Genomic DNA, 16,559 nt, shown 5'->3' on the forward strand with positions numbered 1-16,559 from the left:
GGCGCTCGCGATCGGGCTCGCCGCAGGGGCGCCGGTCGCCGCTGCCGAGCCGGTCGACCCCGGTGGCCGTCCGGTCGAGGGCAGCACCGACGAGGGCGCGCCGACGCCGCTGGACGCCGGGCTGTGGACGTCGACCCTCGGGCTCCAGACCCAGCCGCAGTACTTCAGCTACGAGCGGCAGATCGAGGGGAGCACGGTCCACGTCGGGGTCGTCGCCCTCCCGCGGACGCCGGACTACGACGGCTTCACGATCGCCACGACGGTGCCCAGCGCCGACGAGCCGGAAGGTGTCGACTGCGGCACCGGCGACGCGTCGTCGGACTCCTCGTTCTACGACGCGCCCATCGGTGACGAGGTCCTGGTCGGCGACGAGGACTCGGCCGAGGACCCGTGCCGGACCGCCGGGACCATCACCGTGCGGATCGAGCGCTACTCGACGTCCAGCATCGAGCAGCTGCCGATCGCCATCAAGGTCGTGGAGGAGGCGCCGGTCACCGACCCGGGCACCCCGCTCGCCGACGACGCCGAGCTCGCGTACGACGTGCCCGAGCCCGCGGACCCGGTCGACGGCCCCCGGGGCGCCACGGCCTTCGACGACGCACCTCTGGTGGACACCTCCGGCGGGCCGGTCACCCTCGCCACGGACATCACCGAGGGGAGCACCCTGCTCTGGCGGGTCGCCCTCGACTGGGGTGACCAGGTCGTCGTCCGGGGCGACCTGCCGGCTGTGCCGGCGGACGGCCCGCTGGCCACCGGCAGCGTCTCGGTGCAGGTCCGCCTGGTCCAGCCGAGCCGTGACGTGTTCGCGCTGAGCCACGGCGAGGACTACTACTACGGCGACTTCGGCGTGGAGAAGGTGAGCATCGTCGCGGCGAGCCACCCGCTCCGCTTCGACAACCGGTACCGCGACCTCGAGCCGACCCTCCCCGGCGACTACTGGGTGGCGGTGAGCGTCGAGCGGGCGCAGGACCGCGAGCCGGTGCCGGCCCCGATCGACCTCACGTTCGACGTCACTCGCGCCGAGGGTGCGGACGAGGACGGTCCGACCTACAAGGACGCCGTCCTCGCGCAGGGCGGCGGCGCCGGCCCCGGGGGCTACTCCGCGCGGACGCCGTACCTCGTCGGGGTCGGTGACTTCTCCGCAGTCGCGTCGGGCAGTCCGGTCGGAGCCCCCGACGACGAGGCCGGTTGGTGGGGGCCGCGCCGCGGTCTCGGCATCGGGCTGGGCGTGGTCAGCCTGGCGTGCTGCGTCAGCGCGGGCCTCTGGCTCCGCCGCCGACGCTCCGCGTGAGACGGATCAGCCGAGGAGCAGCCAGCCGCTGACGACGATGCCGAGCAGGCCGAGGACCAGCAGCAGGACCGGAGCGAGCACGCCCGGTCGCCGGGCCGGAGCGACCGGGACCGGTGTCTGCTCCTGGGTCCGCGGCGGTGGCGGCACGGTCGGTGAGGCCGTCGGGGCGCGGGTGGCAGCCGTGCTCACCGGCGGCGGTGGCGGCGGCGGGTACGACGCGCCGCCCACCGCGTGGCTCGCCGTCTGCGCGTCCGTGCCCGGCAGCGGCGGGAAGACGTCGGTGACCGTGATCGGGTCCGCCGGGTCGGGCGGCAGGTCGAGCAGGAAGCGCAGCGCCGGGTGGGCCCGGACCGCGGCGGCGGTGGGGCGTGCGCCGGCCTCCCACGGGGTCATCGCCTCGATGAGCGCCACGACCGCGTCGCGAGCCGGGTCGCCCGTGCGCAGGACGGCGGCGTCGACGGGCGCGGGTTCCCGGGGCGGCTTCGTGGCGGTGAGCATCTCCAGGACCACCATCCCCACGGCGTAGATGTCGGCACTCGGGTCCGGGTCGGCGCCGCCCGCCTGCTCGGGCGCCATGTAGCCGGGCGTGCCGATGACCATCGCCACGTGGGTGAGCCGTGCCTCGTCCGTCGGGACGGCGATGCCGAAGTCGCCGAGGCGCAGGTGCGGGACGCCGCGCCCGGTCGGCTCGAGCAGGAGGTTGCCCGGCTTGATGTCGCGGTGGACGATCCCGGCGGCGTGGACGGCCTCGAGGGCCTGCAGGGTCTGGTCGAGCAGCCGGCCGATCCACCGTGGCGGCAGGGCGCCGTGCCGGCGCAGCAGCATCGAGACCGAGCCGCCCGCCACCAGCGGCATCGTGAACAGCACCCGGTCGTCGACGCCGGCCCACGACTGGGGCGTCACCACGTGGGAGTGGTCGATCCGCAGCGACTGCTCGCGCACGAAGCGGAGCAGCATCGCCGCGTCGCTCTGGTGGAGCATCTTCGCGGCCTTGAGCTGCCCGTCGGCCCGGTCGAGCACGCGCCAGACCGTCCCCATGCCGCCCGAGGCGATCGGGTCGATCAGCTCGTAGCGACCGGCGAACACCTCACCCATACGAGCGAGCCTAGTGGTGGCGGGGCGAGGGTCAGCCGAGGGCGATCGCGCGGTTGAGCCAGACCGAGTCCGGCACCATGCCGACCTTCTCGTAGAGCGTGAGCGCCCCGGTCCGGGAGTCGGTCGAGAGGCAGGAGCTGGTCGCGCCGTGCTCGCGGCCCGCGGCGAACGCCGCGACGAGCAGCGACTGGGCCAGGCCCCGGCCACGATGGTCGGCGTGAACCGCCACCCGCGACACGTAGGCCTCCTTCTTGCCGCCGATGTCGCTCATCGTGGTGAAGACGGCACCGGCGACCGCGCCGTTCGGTCCGACGACCACCTGGAGCATCCACGGCTCGAAGCCCGGCCGCTGCCACACCTCGGCGCCGAAGTCCGCCAGTGTCTGCTTGTCGCGGTCCGACCACTCCAGGAAGGCGTCCTCGATGACGTGCCACACCTGCTCGTGGTCGTCCTCGGTGGCGACCCGCAACGCGTAGCCGTCGGGGAGCGCCCGCTCCTCGATGGTCCGGCCCTCCGGGAGCCGGAGCACCCAGCTGGTCCAGCGCACTCCGTAGCCGAGCTCGGCCAGCAGCCGGTCACCGGCCGAGCCCTCCGGCACCGGCATGCCGACGACGCTCGCCCCGCGGGAGCGGGCGAGGTCGCGGACCCAGCCCGCCAACCAGGTGCCGATGCCGCGACCGCGGACCTCGGGGTGCACCGCGACGTCGTAGCGATCGGCGCCCATGAGCTCGGCGTAGGCGACGATCCGGCCGCCGGGCGAGCCCTCGAGCACGGCGATCGAGCTGCCGGCCAGGTCGTAGGACGGCCGCTGCCACTCGGCGATCAGGTCCTCCTCCTCGATCTCGACCGAGCCGATGTCGTGGAGCTCCTGGGCAGCCATCAGCGCGTGGACCGCGGCGGAGTCGGACGGCTCGAGCGGTCGGGTGGTCAGGTTCGGAGGCAGGGAGAGCGCAGACACCCGCGGGAGTCTGCCTCCCGCGGGTGTCGTGCGCGACCGATTAACGGGATCGGACGGGAAGGGTTCAGCCGTTCTTGATCGCGGAGATGTCGAACTCGAGCTTGACCTTCTCGGAGACGAGCAGGCCGCCGGTCTCGAGGGCGGCGTTCCAGGTCAGGCCCCAGTCCTTGCGGTTGACGACGACGTCGCCCTCGAAGCCCACCCGGAGGTTGCCGAACGGGTCCTTGGCGGAGCCGTTCTCCTCGAACTCGATGGTGACGGAGTGGCTGACGCCCTTGATGGTGAGGTCGCCGGTGATCTCCCAGTCGTCGCCGTCGCGGCTGACGGCGGTCGACACGAACGTCCACGTGGGGTGGTTCTCGACGTCGAAGAAGTCTCCGGACTTGAGGTGGCCGTCGCGGTCACCGTTGCCGGTGCTGATGCTCGCGGCGTCGATCGAGAGCCGGACCCAGGAGGCGGCCGGGTCGGCGGTGTCGATGTGGGCGGTGCCCTGCCACTGGTCGAAGGCGCCGCGGACCTTGGTCACCATCGCGTGCCGGGCGACGAAGCCGAGGCGGCTGTGGCTGATGTCGATCGTGTAGTCGCCGCTGATGTCGGTGAGGGCGGGGATCAGGGTCTCGGTCATTTTCTTCCTCCTGCGGGGATGGGGTCCGCTCGGACCCTCGTGGTTGAAGTCTCAACCACTTCAAGCAAAGCGGACCATGGTCCTATTCCGCAGGCGCCAAAAAAGATCCGAGGGGCCGTCGTCCTGGTGGACGTCGGCCCCTCGGGTGGCTGGGGAGCTTCAGGCGGCGTAGTGCTGGGTCACCGGGGCGGTGTCGATCCACACGGCCTGCATGCGGGTCGTGCCCCGCTCGTCGGTGACGGGGACCCACCGCATCTCGAGGGCGGGTCGGCCGGCCATCTCTTCGTAGTGCATGGGACACCTCCTGTTCATCTTCTGTTCACCAAGATAGCACACTCCCCACTTCAGGGCTGGAATCGCCCGAAAACCAGCGAGATCTCCTCCACTTGACTCCTGCATCACCGTCTCCGCAATGCATGCACGCTCCACCCGGTGCAGAGAGTCCGATCTCTGCCCGATTTCGGGCAGAAACTTGGCAAATCGAGCATCGACGGAGATCATCGTCCAGTGCCCGCCGACTCGCGCCTCGTCCGCCACGTCGTGGCGACGACCGGCCTCGCGCCGGCCGAGGCGGCGCGCGTGATCGACGACGTGCTGGCGTTCCACCAGGAAACCGTGGAGGCCTACGTCCGGCGCAGGCACGCCGAGCTCCAGCTGCGTGGCGCCAAGAACGCAGCGATCTTCACGACCCTGCGCGAAGAGCTGGCCGACCGGCTGGTCTCCGCGCCCGACCTCTCCGAGCGCCAGCTGCGCCGGATCATCTACGGCTAAGGCCGGAAGGAACGACCATGTGCGGCATCGTCGGCTATCTCGGGACCCACCAGGCGGCCCCGCTCCTCCTCGAAGGGCTCGGTCGTCTCGAGCACCGCGGCTACGACTCCGCGGGCGTCGCCGTCCTCGGGCCCTCCGGCATCCGGGTGGCCAAGCGCGCCGGGCGCGTCCGCGACCTCAGCGAGGAGCTGCCCAAGCGCTTCGCCGGCAAGGTCGGGATCGGGCACACCCGCTGGGCGACCCACGGGCCGGCCAACGACACCAACGCCCACCCCCACACCGACAGCAAGGACCGGGTCGCGGTCGTCCACAACGGGATCATCGACAATGCCGGCGCGCTGCGCGACGAGCTCGCCGACGCCGGCATCGACCTGGTCTCCGACACCGACACCGAGGTGCTCGCCCATCTGGTCGCCCTGTCGGAGGCCGACACCCTCGAGGCCAAGGTCGCCGAGGCGCTCGGTCGCATCGACGGGACCTATGGCATCGCCGTGGTCCATGTCGACTTCCCCGACCGGATCGTGGTGGCCCGCAACGGCAGCCCGCTCATCATCGGCGTCGGCGAGAAGGAGATGCACGTCGCCTCCGACCTCGCTGCGCTGGTCCGCTACACGACGACGGTCGCCCACCTCGACGACGGCGAGATGGCGACGGTGACGGCGACCGGCTTCACGACCTACCGGCTCGAGGCGAGCGGGCTGTCCGCCACCGACCGACGGGCGTCGCAGGTCGACATCGACCCCTCGTCGTACGACGCCGGCGAGCACGCGTCGTTCATGCACAAGGAGATGCTCGAGCAGCCGGCGGCGGCCGAGCGGGTGCTCCGCGGGCGGCTCGACCAGCGGTTCGCCACTGGACACCTCGGCGGGCTCAACCTCGACGCTCGCGAGCTGCGGGCGATCCGGCGGATCAAGGTCCTCGGCTGCGGCTCGGCCTACTACGTGGGCCAGATGGGCGCCACCCTCGTCGAGGAGCTGGCCCGGATCCCCGCCGACGCCGAGGCCGCGTCGGAGTTCCGCTACCGCAACCCGATCATCGAGCCCGACACCCTCTACGTCGCCGTGAGCCAGTCCGGCGAGACCCTCGACACCCTGCTCGCCGTGCAGGAGATCCGCCGCAAGGGTGGCCGGGTGATCGGGCTGGTCAACGTCGTCGGGTCCGCGATCGCCCGTGAGGTCGACGGCGGCATCTACCTGCACGCCGGCCCGGAGGTCGCGGTGGCGTCGACCAAGGCGCTCACCAACATGTTCCTCGGGTTCGCGATGCTCGCGCTCCAGCTCGGACGGGTCCGCGACCTCTCCATCGCCGACGGTCGCCGGCTCATCGCCGGCCTCGAGGCGCTGCCCGCCAAGATCGACCAGGTCCTCGCCACCGAGGACCACCTCGAGCGGGTCGCCGCTCGGCTCGCGCAGGCCGAGAGCCTGTTCTTCGTCGGACGGGTGAGGGGCTTCCCGGTGGCGCGGGAGGGCGCCCAGAAGTTCAAGGAGATCAGCTACCGCCACGCGGAGGCCTACCAGACCTCCGAGCTCAAGCACGGCCCGTTGGCGCTGATCAGCCCGGACGTGCCCACCATCGCGATCGTCCCGGACGACGAGCTCGTCGAGCGCAACGTCGGTGCACTGCACGAGATCGCCGCACGCAACGGGCCGCTCGTCGTCGTCACCCACGAGGACGTCTCGCTCCAGGGGCTCCCCGAGGACGGGGTCGAGCGGATCGTCGTACCGCGGTCGGAGCGCGAGCTCGACCCGATCCTGCTGACGATCCCGCTCCAGCTGCTGGCCTACCACGCGGCCCTCCACCTCGGACACGACATCGACAAGCCGCGCAACCTCGCCAAGTCGGTCACGGTCGAGTGACCGGGTGGGCGTGACCCAGCGCACCGCGCTCACAAATGCACGATCAGTGGCGTCGGCCACTACCGTTGTCGGGTGAACGACGTAGCACCTGACCAGGACCAGTCCGACAACGGGGCCGACAAGGCCTCGGGATTCGCCGACCTCGGACTCGGCTCGAAGGTGCTCAAGGCGCTCTCCGACGTCGGTTACGAGTCGCCCTCGGCGATCCAGGCAGAGACCATCCCGCACCTCCTCCAGGGTCGCGACGTGATGGGTCTCGCCCAGACCGGTACCGGCAAGACCGCTGCGTTCGCGCTGCCGATCCTCGACCAGCTCGACCTCTCCCAGAAGTCGCCGCAGGCGCTCGTCCTCGCCCCGACCCGCGAGCTCGCGCTCCAGGTGTGCGAGGCGTTCGAGAAGTACGCCGCCACCACCAAGGGCGTGCACGTGCTCCCCGTCTACGGCGGTCAGGGCTACGGCGTCCAGCTCTCCGCGCTGCGTCGCGGTGTGCACATCGTGGTCGGTACCCCCGGCCGGATCATGGACCACCTCGACAAGGGCACCCTCGACCTGACCGAGCTGCGCTTCCTGGTGCTCGACGAGGCCGACGAGATGCTCAACATGGGCTTCGCCGAGGACGTCGAGACGATCCTCGCCGACACCCCGGACACCAAGCAGGTCGCGCTGTTCTCGGCCACCATGCCGAAGCAGATCCGCAACCTGTCGCAGAAGTACCTGAACGACCCGGTCGAGATCTCGATCGAGCGCAAGACCCGCACCGCGGAGAACATCACCCAGCGCTACCTGATCTGCAGCTACCCGCAGAAGGTCGACGCCCTCACCCGCATCCTCGAGGTCGAGAACTTCGAGGGGATGATCGTCTTCGTCCGCACCAAGAACGAGACCGAGACCCTCGCCGAGAAGCTGCGCGCCCGCGGCTTCGGTGCCGCCGCCATCAACGGCGACGTCGCCCAGGCCGTGCGCGAGCGGACCGTCAACCAGCTCAAGGCCGGCAAGCTCGACATCCTCGTCGCGACCGACGTCGCGGCCCGTGGGCTCGACGTCGAGCGGATCACCCACGTCGTCAACTACGACATCCCGACCGACACCGAGTCCTACGTGCACCGGATCGGCCGCACCGGCCGTGCCGGCCGCAGCGGTGACGCGATCTCGTTCGTCACGCCGCGTGAGCGTTACCTCCTCAAGCACATCGAGAAGGCCACCCGCCAGCCGCTCGAGCAGATGCAGCTGCCGAGCGTCGACGACGTCAACGCCACCCGCCTCGCGCGCTTCGACGACAAGATCACCGCGGCCCTCGAGTCGCCGCAGATCGGCTTCTTCCGCGACGTCGTCGGTCACTACGTCAAGAACAACGACGTCCCCGAGGCCGACGTGGCCGCCGCGCTGGCGATCGTGCTCCAGGGCGACACCCCGCTGGTCCTCGAGGACGCGCCGCAGCGTCCTGCGCGCCGGGAGTACGACGATCGTGGCGACCGCGGTGACCGCGGCGAACGCCCCGACCGGGGCCCGCGCCAGCCGCGCAGCGACAAGCCGATGGCGCAGTACAAGATCGCCGTCGGCAAGCGCCACCGCGTCGAGCCGCGCCAGATCGTCGGTGCCCTCGCCAACGAGGGCGGTCTGGGCCGCAACGACTTCGGCCGGATCACGATCCGCCCCGACTACTCGCTCGTCGAGCTGCCGGCCAAGCTGCCCGGCCCGGTGTGGGAGAAGCTCAAGGAGACCCGGATCAGCGGCAAGCTGATCGAGCTCCAGCGCGACTACGGCCCGCCGCCGAACAAGGGCCCCCGCAAGCCCCGCGAGGGCCGGGACTGACCGCAGGCTCCTCCGAGCCATTGACAGGCGCCGCTGGGTGCCGCAGGGTGCGAGGCCCAGGTGTCTCCACGCCTCGCTCCCGGGGGTTGTCATGCTGCGTCGGTTCGGATCACTGCTGCTCGTCCTGGCGGCACTCGCCGTACCGGTCGTCGCCGGACCGGCACCCGGCCCCTCGCCCGTGACGGCGCCGTACGCCGCGGTCGACAGCGAGTACGCCGCAGGCGCCCACGCCGTGGTGTCCTCACCGACCGGACGGGTGTGGGTGCTGCGCGTGACTCCCGGCGGGGTGCTCAAGACGCGCTACACCAAGGACAGCGCGCCCTACTGGACCGACTGGGCCCCGATGGCGGGCTCCTACCGCTCGGTGTCCGGCGCGATCGCCGACGTCGGCGGCGTGAGGCGGCTCTTCATGGCGGCGGTCACGAGCGGGGGCGGGTTGAGGTACGCCACGCACACCGGCACCGAGTGGACCGGATGGACCAGCGTCTCCAGCACCCAGCTCTGGGCATCGGTCGCGTCGACGACGGATGCGGCAGGGCGGGTGTGGACGTTCGCGACGACCACGGGCGGCGACCTGTACTACCAGCGGCAGCAGGCCGACGGCTCGTGGACGACGTTCACGCAGGTCGCTCGGGTCGGAACGACGGCGTGGGCCGCCGTGTCGGGCGCGCTTCAGACCGGCGCCAACCGGGTGTGGCTGGCGGCTGCGTCCGCGGACGGCCGGATCTCCACCTTCCGCACCAACAGCGCGGGCACGCTCGTCGACCCGGCGACCCGGGCCACCTTCAAGTGCGACGGAGGACCGTCGACGGGCTTCGCCGACGACGTCTCGCTCAGCGGCGACGCCTCGGGTCGGATGTGGCTCTTCTCCTCCCGGTCGGCGACCGGTGCGCTCACGTACTGCCAGACCGGGCCCGGCACGACGACCTGGGGCCCCGAGAAGTCGTGGGGCACCGCCGACTGGGTGGGCGTCTCGTCGGGGTGGGACGCCGACGACGCGCAGATGTGGGTCGCCGGTACGAAGGAGACCGGCGAGGTGATGTATCGGCACACCAGCCCTGATCCCAGCGGCTGGACAGACGTCGCGACCGTCGATCGGGTGGCGTTGTCCTACGCGGTCTACCTCGCTCCCCGAGGCTCGGTGAGCGCCGACTACGGCACCTACCTCGCGCACGAGGGTGCGCACGAGGGGATCGACGTGCGGCGCATGGTCGGCAGCTCGGTCCACGCGCTGGTCTCCGGCACCATCACCAACGTGGACGTCGGCTGCCGGGGAGCCGGCCCGGGCTGCCTGTCGACGGTGGCTGTCTACAACGCCACCCTCGACAAGACGGTCGTCTACCTCCACCTCAACCCGGCGTCGCTGAGCCCCGGCGACACCGTCGCCCGCGGCCAGACGATCGGCTACGAGGACTACCGCGGGACCACCCAGCCGCAGTTCCACACCCACGTGGAGGTCCGGCCCGGCCGCCACACGATCGCCGCCACCAGCATGTGCTCGGGTGGCGAGCCGGCCGACGCACCGTGCAACGTCCTCGCCAACCCCGATCCGACGACCTTCTGGACCGGGCAGGGTTACGCCCCTGACCAGGACCGCTCGCTGCTCGGCGGCCACGCGGTCGTGTCGGACCGGTCCGGTCGCGAGTGGGAGTTCGTGATCGCCCCCGGGGGCACCCTCGTCTACCGCTACACCGGGATGACCGAGTGGAACTGGGACGTGTTCGGCGACGGCTACGACGGGTCGACCGGCGGGTTCCGGTCGGTCGCGGCGACGATCGACGGATCCGGGCGGTTGTGGGTGCTGACGACCAGCACCGACGGCGAGATGCGCTCCCGGCGTACCCTCCAGCCGCCGTCGGCGAGCACCAGCGGCGGCGGTTGGGAAGCGCCCTCGGCCCCGTTGAGCGCGGGCTACGACTGGGGCGACGTCACCGTGACCACCGACGACGTCGGCCAGGTGTGGATGTTCGCCACCGCGACGACGACCGTCGACGGCGTCACCGGTCGCCTCTTCTACCGACGCCAGAACGCCGACGGCTCGTGGACGTCGATGGACCAGGTCGGCAACGGTGACTGGCGCGGGGTCTCGAGCACCCTGAAGGACGGCCAGGTCTGGTTGTTCGGGGTGAAGGGATCGGACTCGGGGGCCTACTCCAACCGGATCTTCTACTTCAAGTCCACCGCCAGTGGCGTGATGGGCGCCGTGAGCACCGAGTTCGGGGCCGGCAACCGATGGGCCGACGTCTCGGCGTCGACCGACCTGTCCGGCCGGGTGTGGGTGTTCGCGCCGACGCTGACCGACGGGCTGCTGCGCTACCGCTACACGACGCCGTCGGGCTGGGGTGTCTCCGGTTCGGAGCCGTGGGGCGAGCTCGGCAACGGCGGTTGGGTGAGCGTGTCGTCCAGCGTCCGAGCGGACACCGGGAAGGTCCGTGTGCTCGCGGCCAAGGTCAACGGCGACCTGTGGGCATTCGAGACCAAGCAGGGATCGACGGCGACCCTTCCCGCCGGTGGCGGCTGGGCGATGACGCTGGTCGAGCCCGGCGGTGGCGGGCGCGGCTCCTACGGCCTCTGAGGGACGACGGCGCGCCCCTGCGCGTCGGCCAGCGCCTCGCGTGCGGCGGTCTCGGCGCGGACGCTCCCGGCCTCGGCGGCGCGTTCCGCGGCGATCGTGAAGAGGTCGACCGCCAAGGTCGCGAGGCCGAGGTCGACCAGGGTCTCGCCGTAGGCCATCAGGGCATCGATCTCGGCCCGGGTCAGGCCGGCGTCGCGTGCGGTGGACCGGGCGCGCTCGTGGTGCGCCAGGGCGACGTCCGACGCACCCAGGCCGGCGTGCACCGTGCCGAGTCCGCTCAGGACATAGACCTCGAGCTCGGTGAACCCGGTCTGCGCGGCCAGCACGCCGGCGTGGTCGAGCTCGACGCGCGCCTCCTCCAACCGCCCCTGCCCGAGCAGCAGCTCGCCGAGCGCGAGCCGGGTCTCGGTACGACGCGCCGGGTCGCCGAGACCGGCGGCGATGGTGTCGGCTCGACGCAGGTGGGCCAGCGCCTCGTCGTCACGCCCGAGCTGGGCCGCGACCTCCCCGAGGTTGAGCAGCGGGCGCATCTCGCGTCCGGCGTCCCCGATCCGCACGGCCAGTGTCGCGGCGGAGCCGAACATGTCCGCGGCGAGCTCCGCCCGGCCGAGGTTCTGGTAGACGAGGCCGAGGTTGTTGAGGACCGCGGACTCACCCGACGCGTCGCCGAGGTGGCGGTACTCCTCGAGCGCGTCGAGGAGCGGTCGCTCGGCGTCGGCGTAGCGAGCCTGGGGGAACAGTGAGAGCACCAGCGCGGTGAGGCACCGGGCGCGCGCGAGGCCGTCGGTCGCCTGGGCCACCTCCTCCAGCAGACGCTCGGTGGCCTCGGTGTGTCCGGCGACGTCGAGGTAGCGCAGCACCGCCAGCACGATCTGGGCGGCCACGTCCGGACAGCCCTCGTCGAGTGCCTGGAGGCCGGACGAGATGAGGTTGGTCCACTCCGACCCGAACCACGCGGCAGCCTCGTCGGCGTCGGCCAGCGACGGGGTCGCCCCCGGCTCCCCCTGCGGCTCGAGCATCCAGGTCGCCGCCTCGGGGGTGTGCAGGAGCGCGGCCGCGTGCGCAGCGTGGCCGTAGGTCGCGAGCGAGCGCCGGATCGCCGCACGGCGGACCGATGACGGGTCCTCGTCGTACGCGCGTCCGATGGCGAAGGTCCTGACCAGGTCGTGCATCTCGAACCGGTCGGCGTCGCGGACCAGGAGGCAGCCCTCGACAAGGTCGTCGAGCAGCTGCTGCGTGGCCGTCAGCACTGCCCCGCCGAGCGCGGCGGCCGTGTAGGCGTCGAACGTCGTCCCAGCGTGGAGGGCGAGCGCCCGCAGGAGCGTGCGGTGGTCCTCGCCGATGCCGCGGTACGACGAGCGCAGCGCCACCTCCACGCCGTGCTCGAGGTGGTAGTGCTCCCGGGCGTCCTGGAGGCGGGCGACGTGGTCGGCGAGGGACCAGCTCGGGGTCGCGCTGATCCTGGCCGCGACGAGGTCGATCGCCAGGGGGAGAGCCCCGACGAGCTCGATGAGCTCGACCGCGGACGACAGCTCGGCCTCGATCCGCTCGCTGCCGACCGAGGCTCGCAGCACCGCCAGCGCCTCCTGGGTGGAGAAGGTCGTCAGCCGGGTCCGAGCGGTGGCGACCTCCTCGAGGGTGCGCCGACTCGTCACCAGCACCACGCAGGACGAGGTCGCCGGGAGGAGCGGCGCCACCTGCTCCGCCGACGCGGCGTTGTCGAGCAGGATGAGCACGCGCCGACCGCTCATCAGGTCGCGGAAGCGGGTGCGGCGGGCCGACAAGTCGAGCCCGGCGAGCTGGCTGCCGGGCACGCCGAGCGAGCGGAGGAAGGCCCCGAGCACCGCCGCCGGTTCGACCGGCGGCAGCGTGTCGTCGAAGCCCCGCAGGTTCACGACGAGCTGTCCGTCGGGGTAGAGGCCGGTCCGCACCAGGCGGTGGGCCGCGTGCGTCGCCAGGGTCGTCTTGCCGATGCCGCCCATGCCTTCGAGCGCGACCACGGGCGGCAGCCCATCCTTCCGGACGGCTGCCTCGAGGACCCCGGCGAGCTCGAGGGTCCGGCCGGTGAAGTGGTCGTGCGCCGGTGGCAGCTCCTCGGAGACCGTGACGATCCCCGCGGCCGTGCCTGACCCGGCGACCACGCTCCAGGCCTGGCGCCAGGCGGCCGCCCCCCCGGTGTCGCCGAGCAGCGCGGTCGCGATGTCGACGACGAGCTCCACGTCCAGGCGGCGACGCCCCGGCTGGAGCGCCCGGTGGACGGTGTCGACCACGGGGATCTCCGGGATGCCGCGTTCCCGGCGTGACCTCGCGACGCGGCGGTGCAGCTCGCGATAGCTGACGCCTGCCCAGATCCTGAGCTGCTGGAGGGCCGCGACCAGGTCGTCGTACGTCGCGACGCCGTCCGGTGTCGGAGGCGAGCCCGGCCCCGTGCCGTCCGTCATGACCGCATCATCCCCCACGGCTGTCCGGGGTGTCCGACTTCGTCCGAGGTCGTGTCCGGACACCGGGTCGCGCCCGTTGAGTGACGCCAACGCCGGCCCCGATGGCCGGTCGAACTGAGAGGACGAACTCATGTTGGGAACCAGAAGGAAGGCCTTTGCCTCGGTCGCCCTCGGCCTCGCCGTGGGCGGTGTGGTCGCCGGTGGCGGAACCCCGCCGAGCGCGGAGGCCGCGACGACCTACAAGCTGCCGTGGGCGAAGGGCGAGGTGTGGGAGGTGTCCTACGGCAACCACGGCGCCAACTACAACGCGATCGCGTGGGACTTCGCCCCGACGGGTGGGTTCGACAACAACCCGGTCGCTGCCGTGGCCACCGGCAGCGCGAAGCTGGTCTGCCAGGACGGCTGGGGTCAGGCGACCGTGCAGCTCACCGTGCCGGGCGCGGGGGAGTTCCTCTACCGCCACCTCACCACCGCCTCGGTGAAGGCGTTGGGCATCACCGAGGCGGGCGTGTCAGTCCAGCAGGGTGCGGTCGTCGGGCGGCTCCACCCTGACCCGCCGAGCGTGCCGTTCGAGGACACTCGGCACCGGTGCGGGCGCGGCGACGATCCGCACCTCCACCTCGAGCTGCCCCGCCTGCCGATGAACATCGACGGCTACTCCTTTACGGAGACCTCGCCGGGCAACGGCGCCGACCTGCTGAGCAGCAACGAGGTCGGCGGCGCGGAGAGCGCCTCGAGCGAGGGCGGCCACGCGGTCGTCTCGACGCCCTCGGGTCGGTTGTGGATGTTCGGGATCCAGCAGGACGGGACCCTGCGCTACCGCTGGACCGGCGGCGAGGGATGGGGTAGCTGGCAGACGTTCTCCGGGTCCTACCGATCGGTGACCGCCACGATCGACGAGGGCCAGGTGTGGATCCTCGTGACGACATCGACAGGCGTCATGAAGTACGCGACCTACGCTCCGTCGACGGACAGCTGGTCGTGGTCTGCCGCGCAGAGTGCGGGCTACGACTGGGCCAACGTGTCGGCGACGACGGATGCCGATGGCCGGGTGTGGATGTTCGCGACGACGGCCAGCAAGGTCAACGACGCGGTGGGCCGGCTCTACTACAAGCGCCAGAACGCCGACGGCACGTGGACCGGGATGACCGAGATCGGCAACGGCGGCTGGGCTGGCATCTCGAGCACGCTCAAGGGCAGCGACGTCTGGGTGTTCGGCGTGAAGAGCGCCGATGCCGCGGCCAACAAGAACCGGCTGTACTACTTCAAGTCCTCCGGCGGCACCATGGGTGCGAGTCCGACCGAGTTCGGAGACGGCGGCTTCGCGGGCGACGTCTCCGTCAGCACGGACAAGTCGGGCAGGGTCTGGGCCCTCGCGCCGAGGACCGACGGTGACCTGGAGTACCGCTACACAGCCACCAGCGGCTGGGTCGGCCCCGGTGACATCGGAGCCGGGTCGTGGGCGGGGGTGTCGTCGGGGGTCAAGACCGACAGCGGCCTCGTCTACGTCTTCGCGACCAAGGACGACGGCAAGCTCTACTACTACAGGTCGACGATCGGGTCGACGAGCAGCAGCCCGGCCGGTGGCAGCTGGGACCTGGTCGACCAGGTCACCACGCCCAACGGGATCGGGGGCTGGCTGTGAGCCGCCGGCGGTTGGTCCCGCTGGTCAGCGCCGTCGCGAGCGGACTGGCGATGCTGTCGGCACTGACGATCGGTGCGGCACCGTCGGCGAGTGCCGACGCCACCAACGAGGGCATCGCCTTCCGGCACCTCGTGGGCAAGGGCCTCACCGAGGCGCAGGCCGCCGGCGTGGTCGGCAACCTCGTCGTGGAGTCCAACGTGAACCCGTACGCGGACCAGGACCCGGGCCCCGGCCGCGGGATCGCTCAGTGGAGCGAGGGAGCCAGGTGGGAGACGCTCGTGAGCTTCGCGAACGCGCGGAACCGCAGTCCGTTCGAGCTCACCCTCCAGCTCGACTTCCTCTGGTACGAGCTCGCCACCATCCCGGCGTACGGCCTGGCGGAGCTGCGCACGGCCTCGACCGTGCGGGGCGCGGCCATCGTCTTCCAGGACGAGTTCGAGCGCTGCAACCCGACGTACTGCCACACCGAGCGGCGGGTCGCGGAGGGACAGGAGGTGTACGACGCCAACGCCGCCCTGCCGGCTCCGGCGCCGGCCACCGCGCGTGACGGCAGCCACGCCGTGGTGTCCACCCCGTCGGGACGGCTGTGGATGTTCGCCATCCAGCAGGACGGGACCCTGCGCTACCGCTGGACCGGCGGCGAGGGGTGGGGCACGTGGCAGTCCTTCTCCGGGACCTATCGCTCGGTGACCGCGACGGTCGACGAGGGACAGGTCTGGATCGCGGTCACCACCACGGCAGGGACCCTGAAGTCGGCGACCTACTCGGCATCGTCGGGTGCGTGGACGTGGACGGGTGCCCAGAGCTCGGGCTACGAGTGGGCGAACACCTCCTCGGCGACGGACGACCAGGGTCGGGTGTGGATGTTCGCCACCACGTCGACCAAGGTGAACGACGCGGTGGGCCGGCTCTTCTACAAGCGTCAGAACACCGACGGCACGTGGACCGGGATGACCGAGATCGGCAACGGCGGCTTCGCGGGCATCTCGAGCACGGCGAAGGGCAGCGAGGTGTGGGTGTTCGGTGTGAAGAGAGCCGACGCCGCGGTCAACAAGGGCCGGCTGTACTACTTCAAGTCGACCGGGAACGCGATGGGCGCCAGCCCGTTCGAGTTCGGCAACGGCGGGTTCGCGGGCGACGTGTCGGTCAGCACCGACAAGTCCGGCCGGGTCTGGGCGTTCGCAACGCGCACGGACGGTGACCTGGAGTACCGCTACACCTCCACCAACGGCTGGGAAGGGCCGGGGCCGATCGGAGCCGGGTCGTGGGCGAGCGTCTCGTCCGGGGTGAAGACGGACACCGGGCTGGTCTACGTCTTCGCGACCAAGGACGACGGCAAGCTCTACTACTACAAGTCGACCATCGGCTCGACCAGCGCCAGCCCCGCCGGTGGCAGCTGGGACCTGGTCGACCAGGTCACCTCTCCGACGGGAGGTTCCTGGCAGTAGGTAGGTGAGCGGTGACGTGACCGGGTCGGCGGGTGCCGGCCC

The 16,559-nt window shown here is 71.5% G+C and carries 12 protein-coding genes; 7 read left to right on the forward strand and 5 right to left on the reverse strand.

The window, feature by feature from the left end:
• Positions 1-1,291: hypothetical protein (locus tag H0487_RS17130; RefSeq protein ID WP_183095445.1), on the forward strand; the 1,291-nt coding region annotated here is incomplete at its 5' end.
• Between the two features lie 6 nt (positions 1,292-1,297).
• On the opposite strand, the gene H0487_RS17135 is transcribed toward H0487_RS17130, so the two are convergent.
• The 4 genes from H0487_RS17135 to H0487_RS24000 all read right to left on the reverse strand — a co-directional run bounded on the left by H0487_RS17135 (position 1,298) and on the right by H0487_RS24000 (position 4,263).
• Positions 1,298-2,386, reverse strand: coding sequence for a serine/threonine-protein kinase (locus H0487_RS17135; RefSeq protein WP_183095446.1), 1,089 nt, complete (start codon positions 2,384-2,386; stop codon positions 1,298-1,300).
• A gap of 31 nt (positions 2,387-2,417) precedes the next feature.
• The gene (locus H0487_RS17140; protein WP_312855997.1) at positions 2,418-3,344 is read right to left on the reverse strand and encodes a GNAT family N-acetyltransferase; all 927 of its coding nucleotides are present in this window, start codon (positions 3,342-3,344) and stop codon (positions 2,418-2,420) included.
• A gap of 64 nt (positions 3,345-3,408) precedes the next feature.
• Entirely contained in the window at positions 3,409-3,969 is a 561-nt protein-coding gene (locus tag H0487_RS17145; protein ID WP_183095447.1) for a YceI family protein, read from the reverse strand.
• A gap of 159 nt (positions 3,970-4,128) precedes the next feature.
• The gene (locus tag H0487_RS24000; RefSeq protein WP_281370729.1) at positions 4,129-4,263 is read right to left on the reverse strand and encodes a hypothetical protein; all 135 of its coding nucleotides are present in this window, start codon (positions 4,261-4,263) and stop codon (positions 4,129-4,131) included.
• Between the two features lie 213 nt (positions 4,264-4,476).
• Between H0487_RS24000 and H0487_RS17150 the strand changes: the two genes are divergently transcribed.
• The 4 genes from H0487_RS17150 to H0487_RS17165 all read left to right on the forward strand — a co-directional run bounded on the left by H0487_RS17150 (position 4,477) and on the right by H0487_RS17165 (position 10,983).
• Positions 4,477-4,740, forward strand: a complete 264-nt coding sequence (locus H0487_RS17150) for a hypothetical protein (RefSeq protein ID WP_183095448.1) — start codon at positions 4,477-4,479, stop codon at positions 4,738-4,740.
• 17 nt (positions 4,741-4,757) lie between these two features.
• Positions 4,758-6,596 carry a glutamine--fructose-6-phosphate transaminase (isomerizing) gene (glmS, locus tag H0487_RS17155; RefSeq protein WP_183095449.1) on the forward strand — a complete coding sequence of 613 codons (1,839 nt, stop codon included), beginning with the start codon at positions 4,758-4,760 and terminating at the stop codon, positions 6,594-6,596.
• 72 nt (positions 6,597-6,668) lie between these two features.
• Positions 6,669-8,408: a DEAD/DEAH box helicase gene (locus H0487_RS24350; RefSeq protein WP_183095450.1), complete on the forward strand. Its 1,740-nt coding sequence runs from the start codon at positions 6,669-6,671 to the stop codon at positions 8,406-8,408.
• Between the two features lie 91 nt (positions 8,409-8,499).
• A complete protein-coding gene (locus tag H0487_RS17165) occupies positions 8,500-10,983 on the forward strand; it encodes a peptidoglycan DD-metalloendopeptidase family protein (RefSeq protein WP_183095451.1) in 2,484 nt (827 codons plus the stop codon).
• Here the strand turns inward: H0487_RS17165 and H0487_RS17170 are convergent.
• Complete coding sequence (locus H0487_RS17170; protein ID WP_183095452.1) at positions 10,971-13,424, reverse strand: ATP-binding protein; 2,454 nt, start codon at positions 13,422-13,424, stop codon at positions 10,971-10,973. The two genes, H0487_RS17165 and H0487_RS17170, sit on opposite strands and share 13 nt — an antisense overlap.
• 130 nt (positions 13,425-13,554) lie before the next feature.
• On the opposite strand from H0487_RS17170, the gene H0487_RS17175 reads away from it, so the two are divergent.
• Entirely contained in the window at positions 13,555-15,069 is a 1,515-nt protein-coding gene (locus tag H0487_RS17175; protein ID WP_183095453.1) for a PLL family lectin, read from the forward strand.
• Entirely contained in the window at positions 15,066-16,517 is a 1,452-nt protein-coding gene (locus H0487_RS17180; RefSeq protein WP_183095454.1) for a phage tail tip lysozyme, read from the forward strand. The genes H0487_RS17175 and H0487_RS17180 overlap by 4 nt, the downstream gene beginning before the upstream one ends.
• Positions 16,518-16,559: the final 42 nt, after the last annotated feature.

This window comes from Nocardioides stalactiti, assembly GCF_014180715.1.
GTDB lineage: Bacteria > Actinomycetota > Actinomycetes > Propionibacteriales > Nocardioidaceae > Nocardioides > Nocardioides stalactiti.

Excerpts from the sequence above, each read along its gene's own strand:
- H0487_RS17135 (WP_183095446.1), bottom strand. The coding sequence starts at position 2,386 with ATGGGTGAGGTGTTCGCCGGTCGCTACGAGCTGATCGACCCGATCGCC.
- H0487_RS17145 (WP_183095447.1), bottom strand. The coding sequence starts at position 3,969 with ATGACCGAGACCCTGATCCCCGCCCTCACCGACATCAGCGGCGACTAC.
- H0487_RS24000 (WP_281370729.1), bottom strand. The coding sequence starts at position 4,263 with ATGCACTACGAAGAGATGGCCGGCCGACCCGCCCTCGAGATGCGGTGG.
- glmS (WP_183095449.1), top strand. The coding sequence starts at position 4,758 with ATGTGCGGCATCGTCGGCTATCTCGGGACCCACCAGGCGGCCCCGCTC.
- H0487_RS17165 (WP_183095451.1), top strand. The coding sequence starts at position 8,500 with ATGCTGCGTCGGTTCGGATCACTGCTGCTCGTCCTGGCGGCACTCGCC.
- H0487_RS17170 (WP_183095452.1), bottom strand. The coding sequence starts at position 13,424 with ATGACGGACGGCACGGGGCCGGGCTCGCCTCCGACACCGGACGGCGTC.
- H0487_RS17175 (WP_183095453.1), top strand. The coding sequence starts at position 13,555 with ATGTTGGGAACCAGAAGGAAGGCCTTTGCCTCGGTCGCCCTCGGCCTC.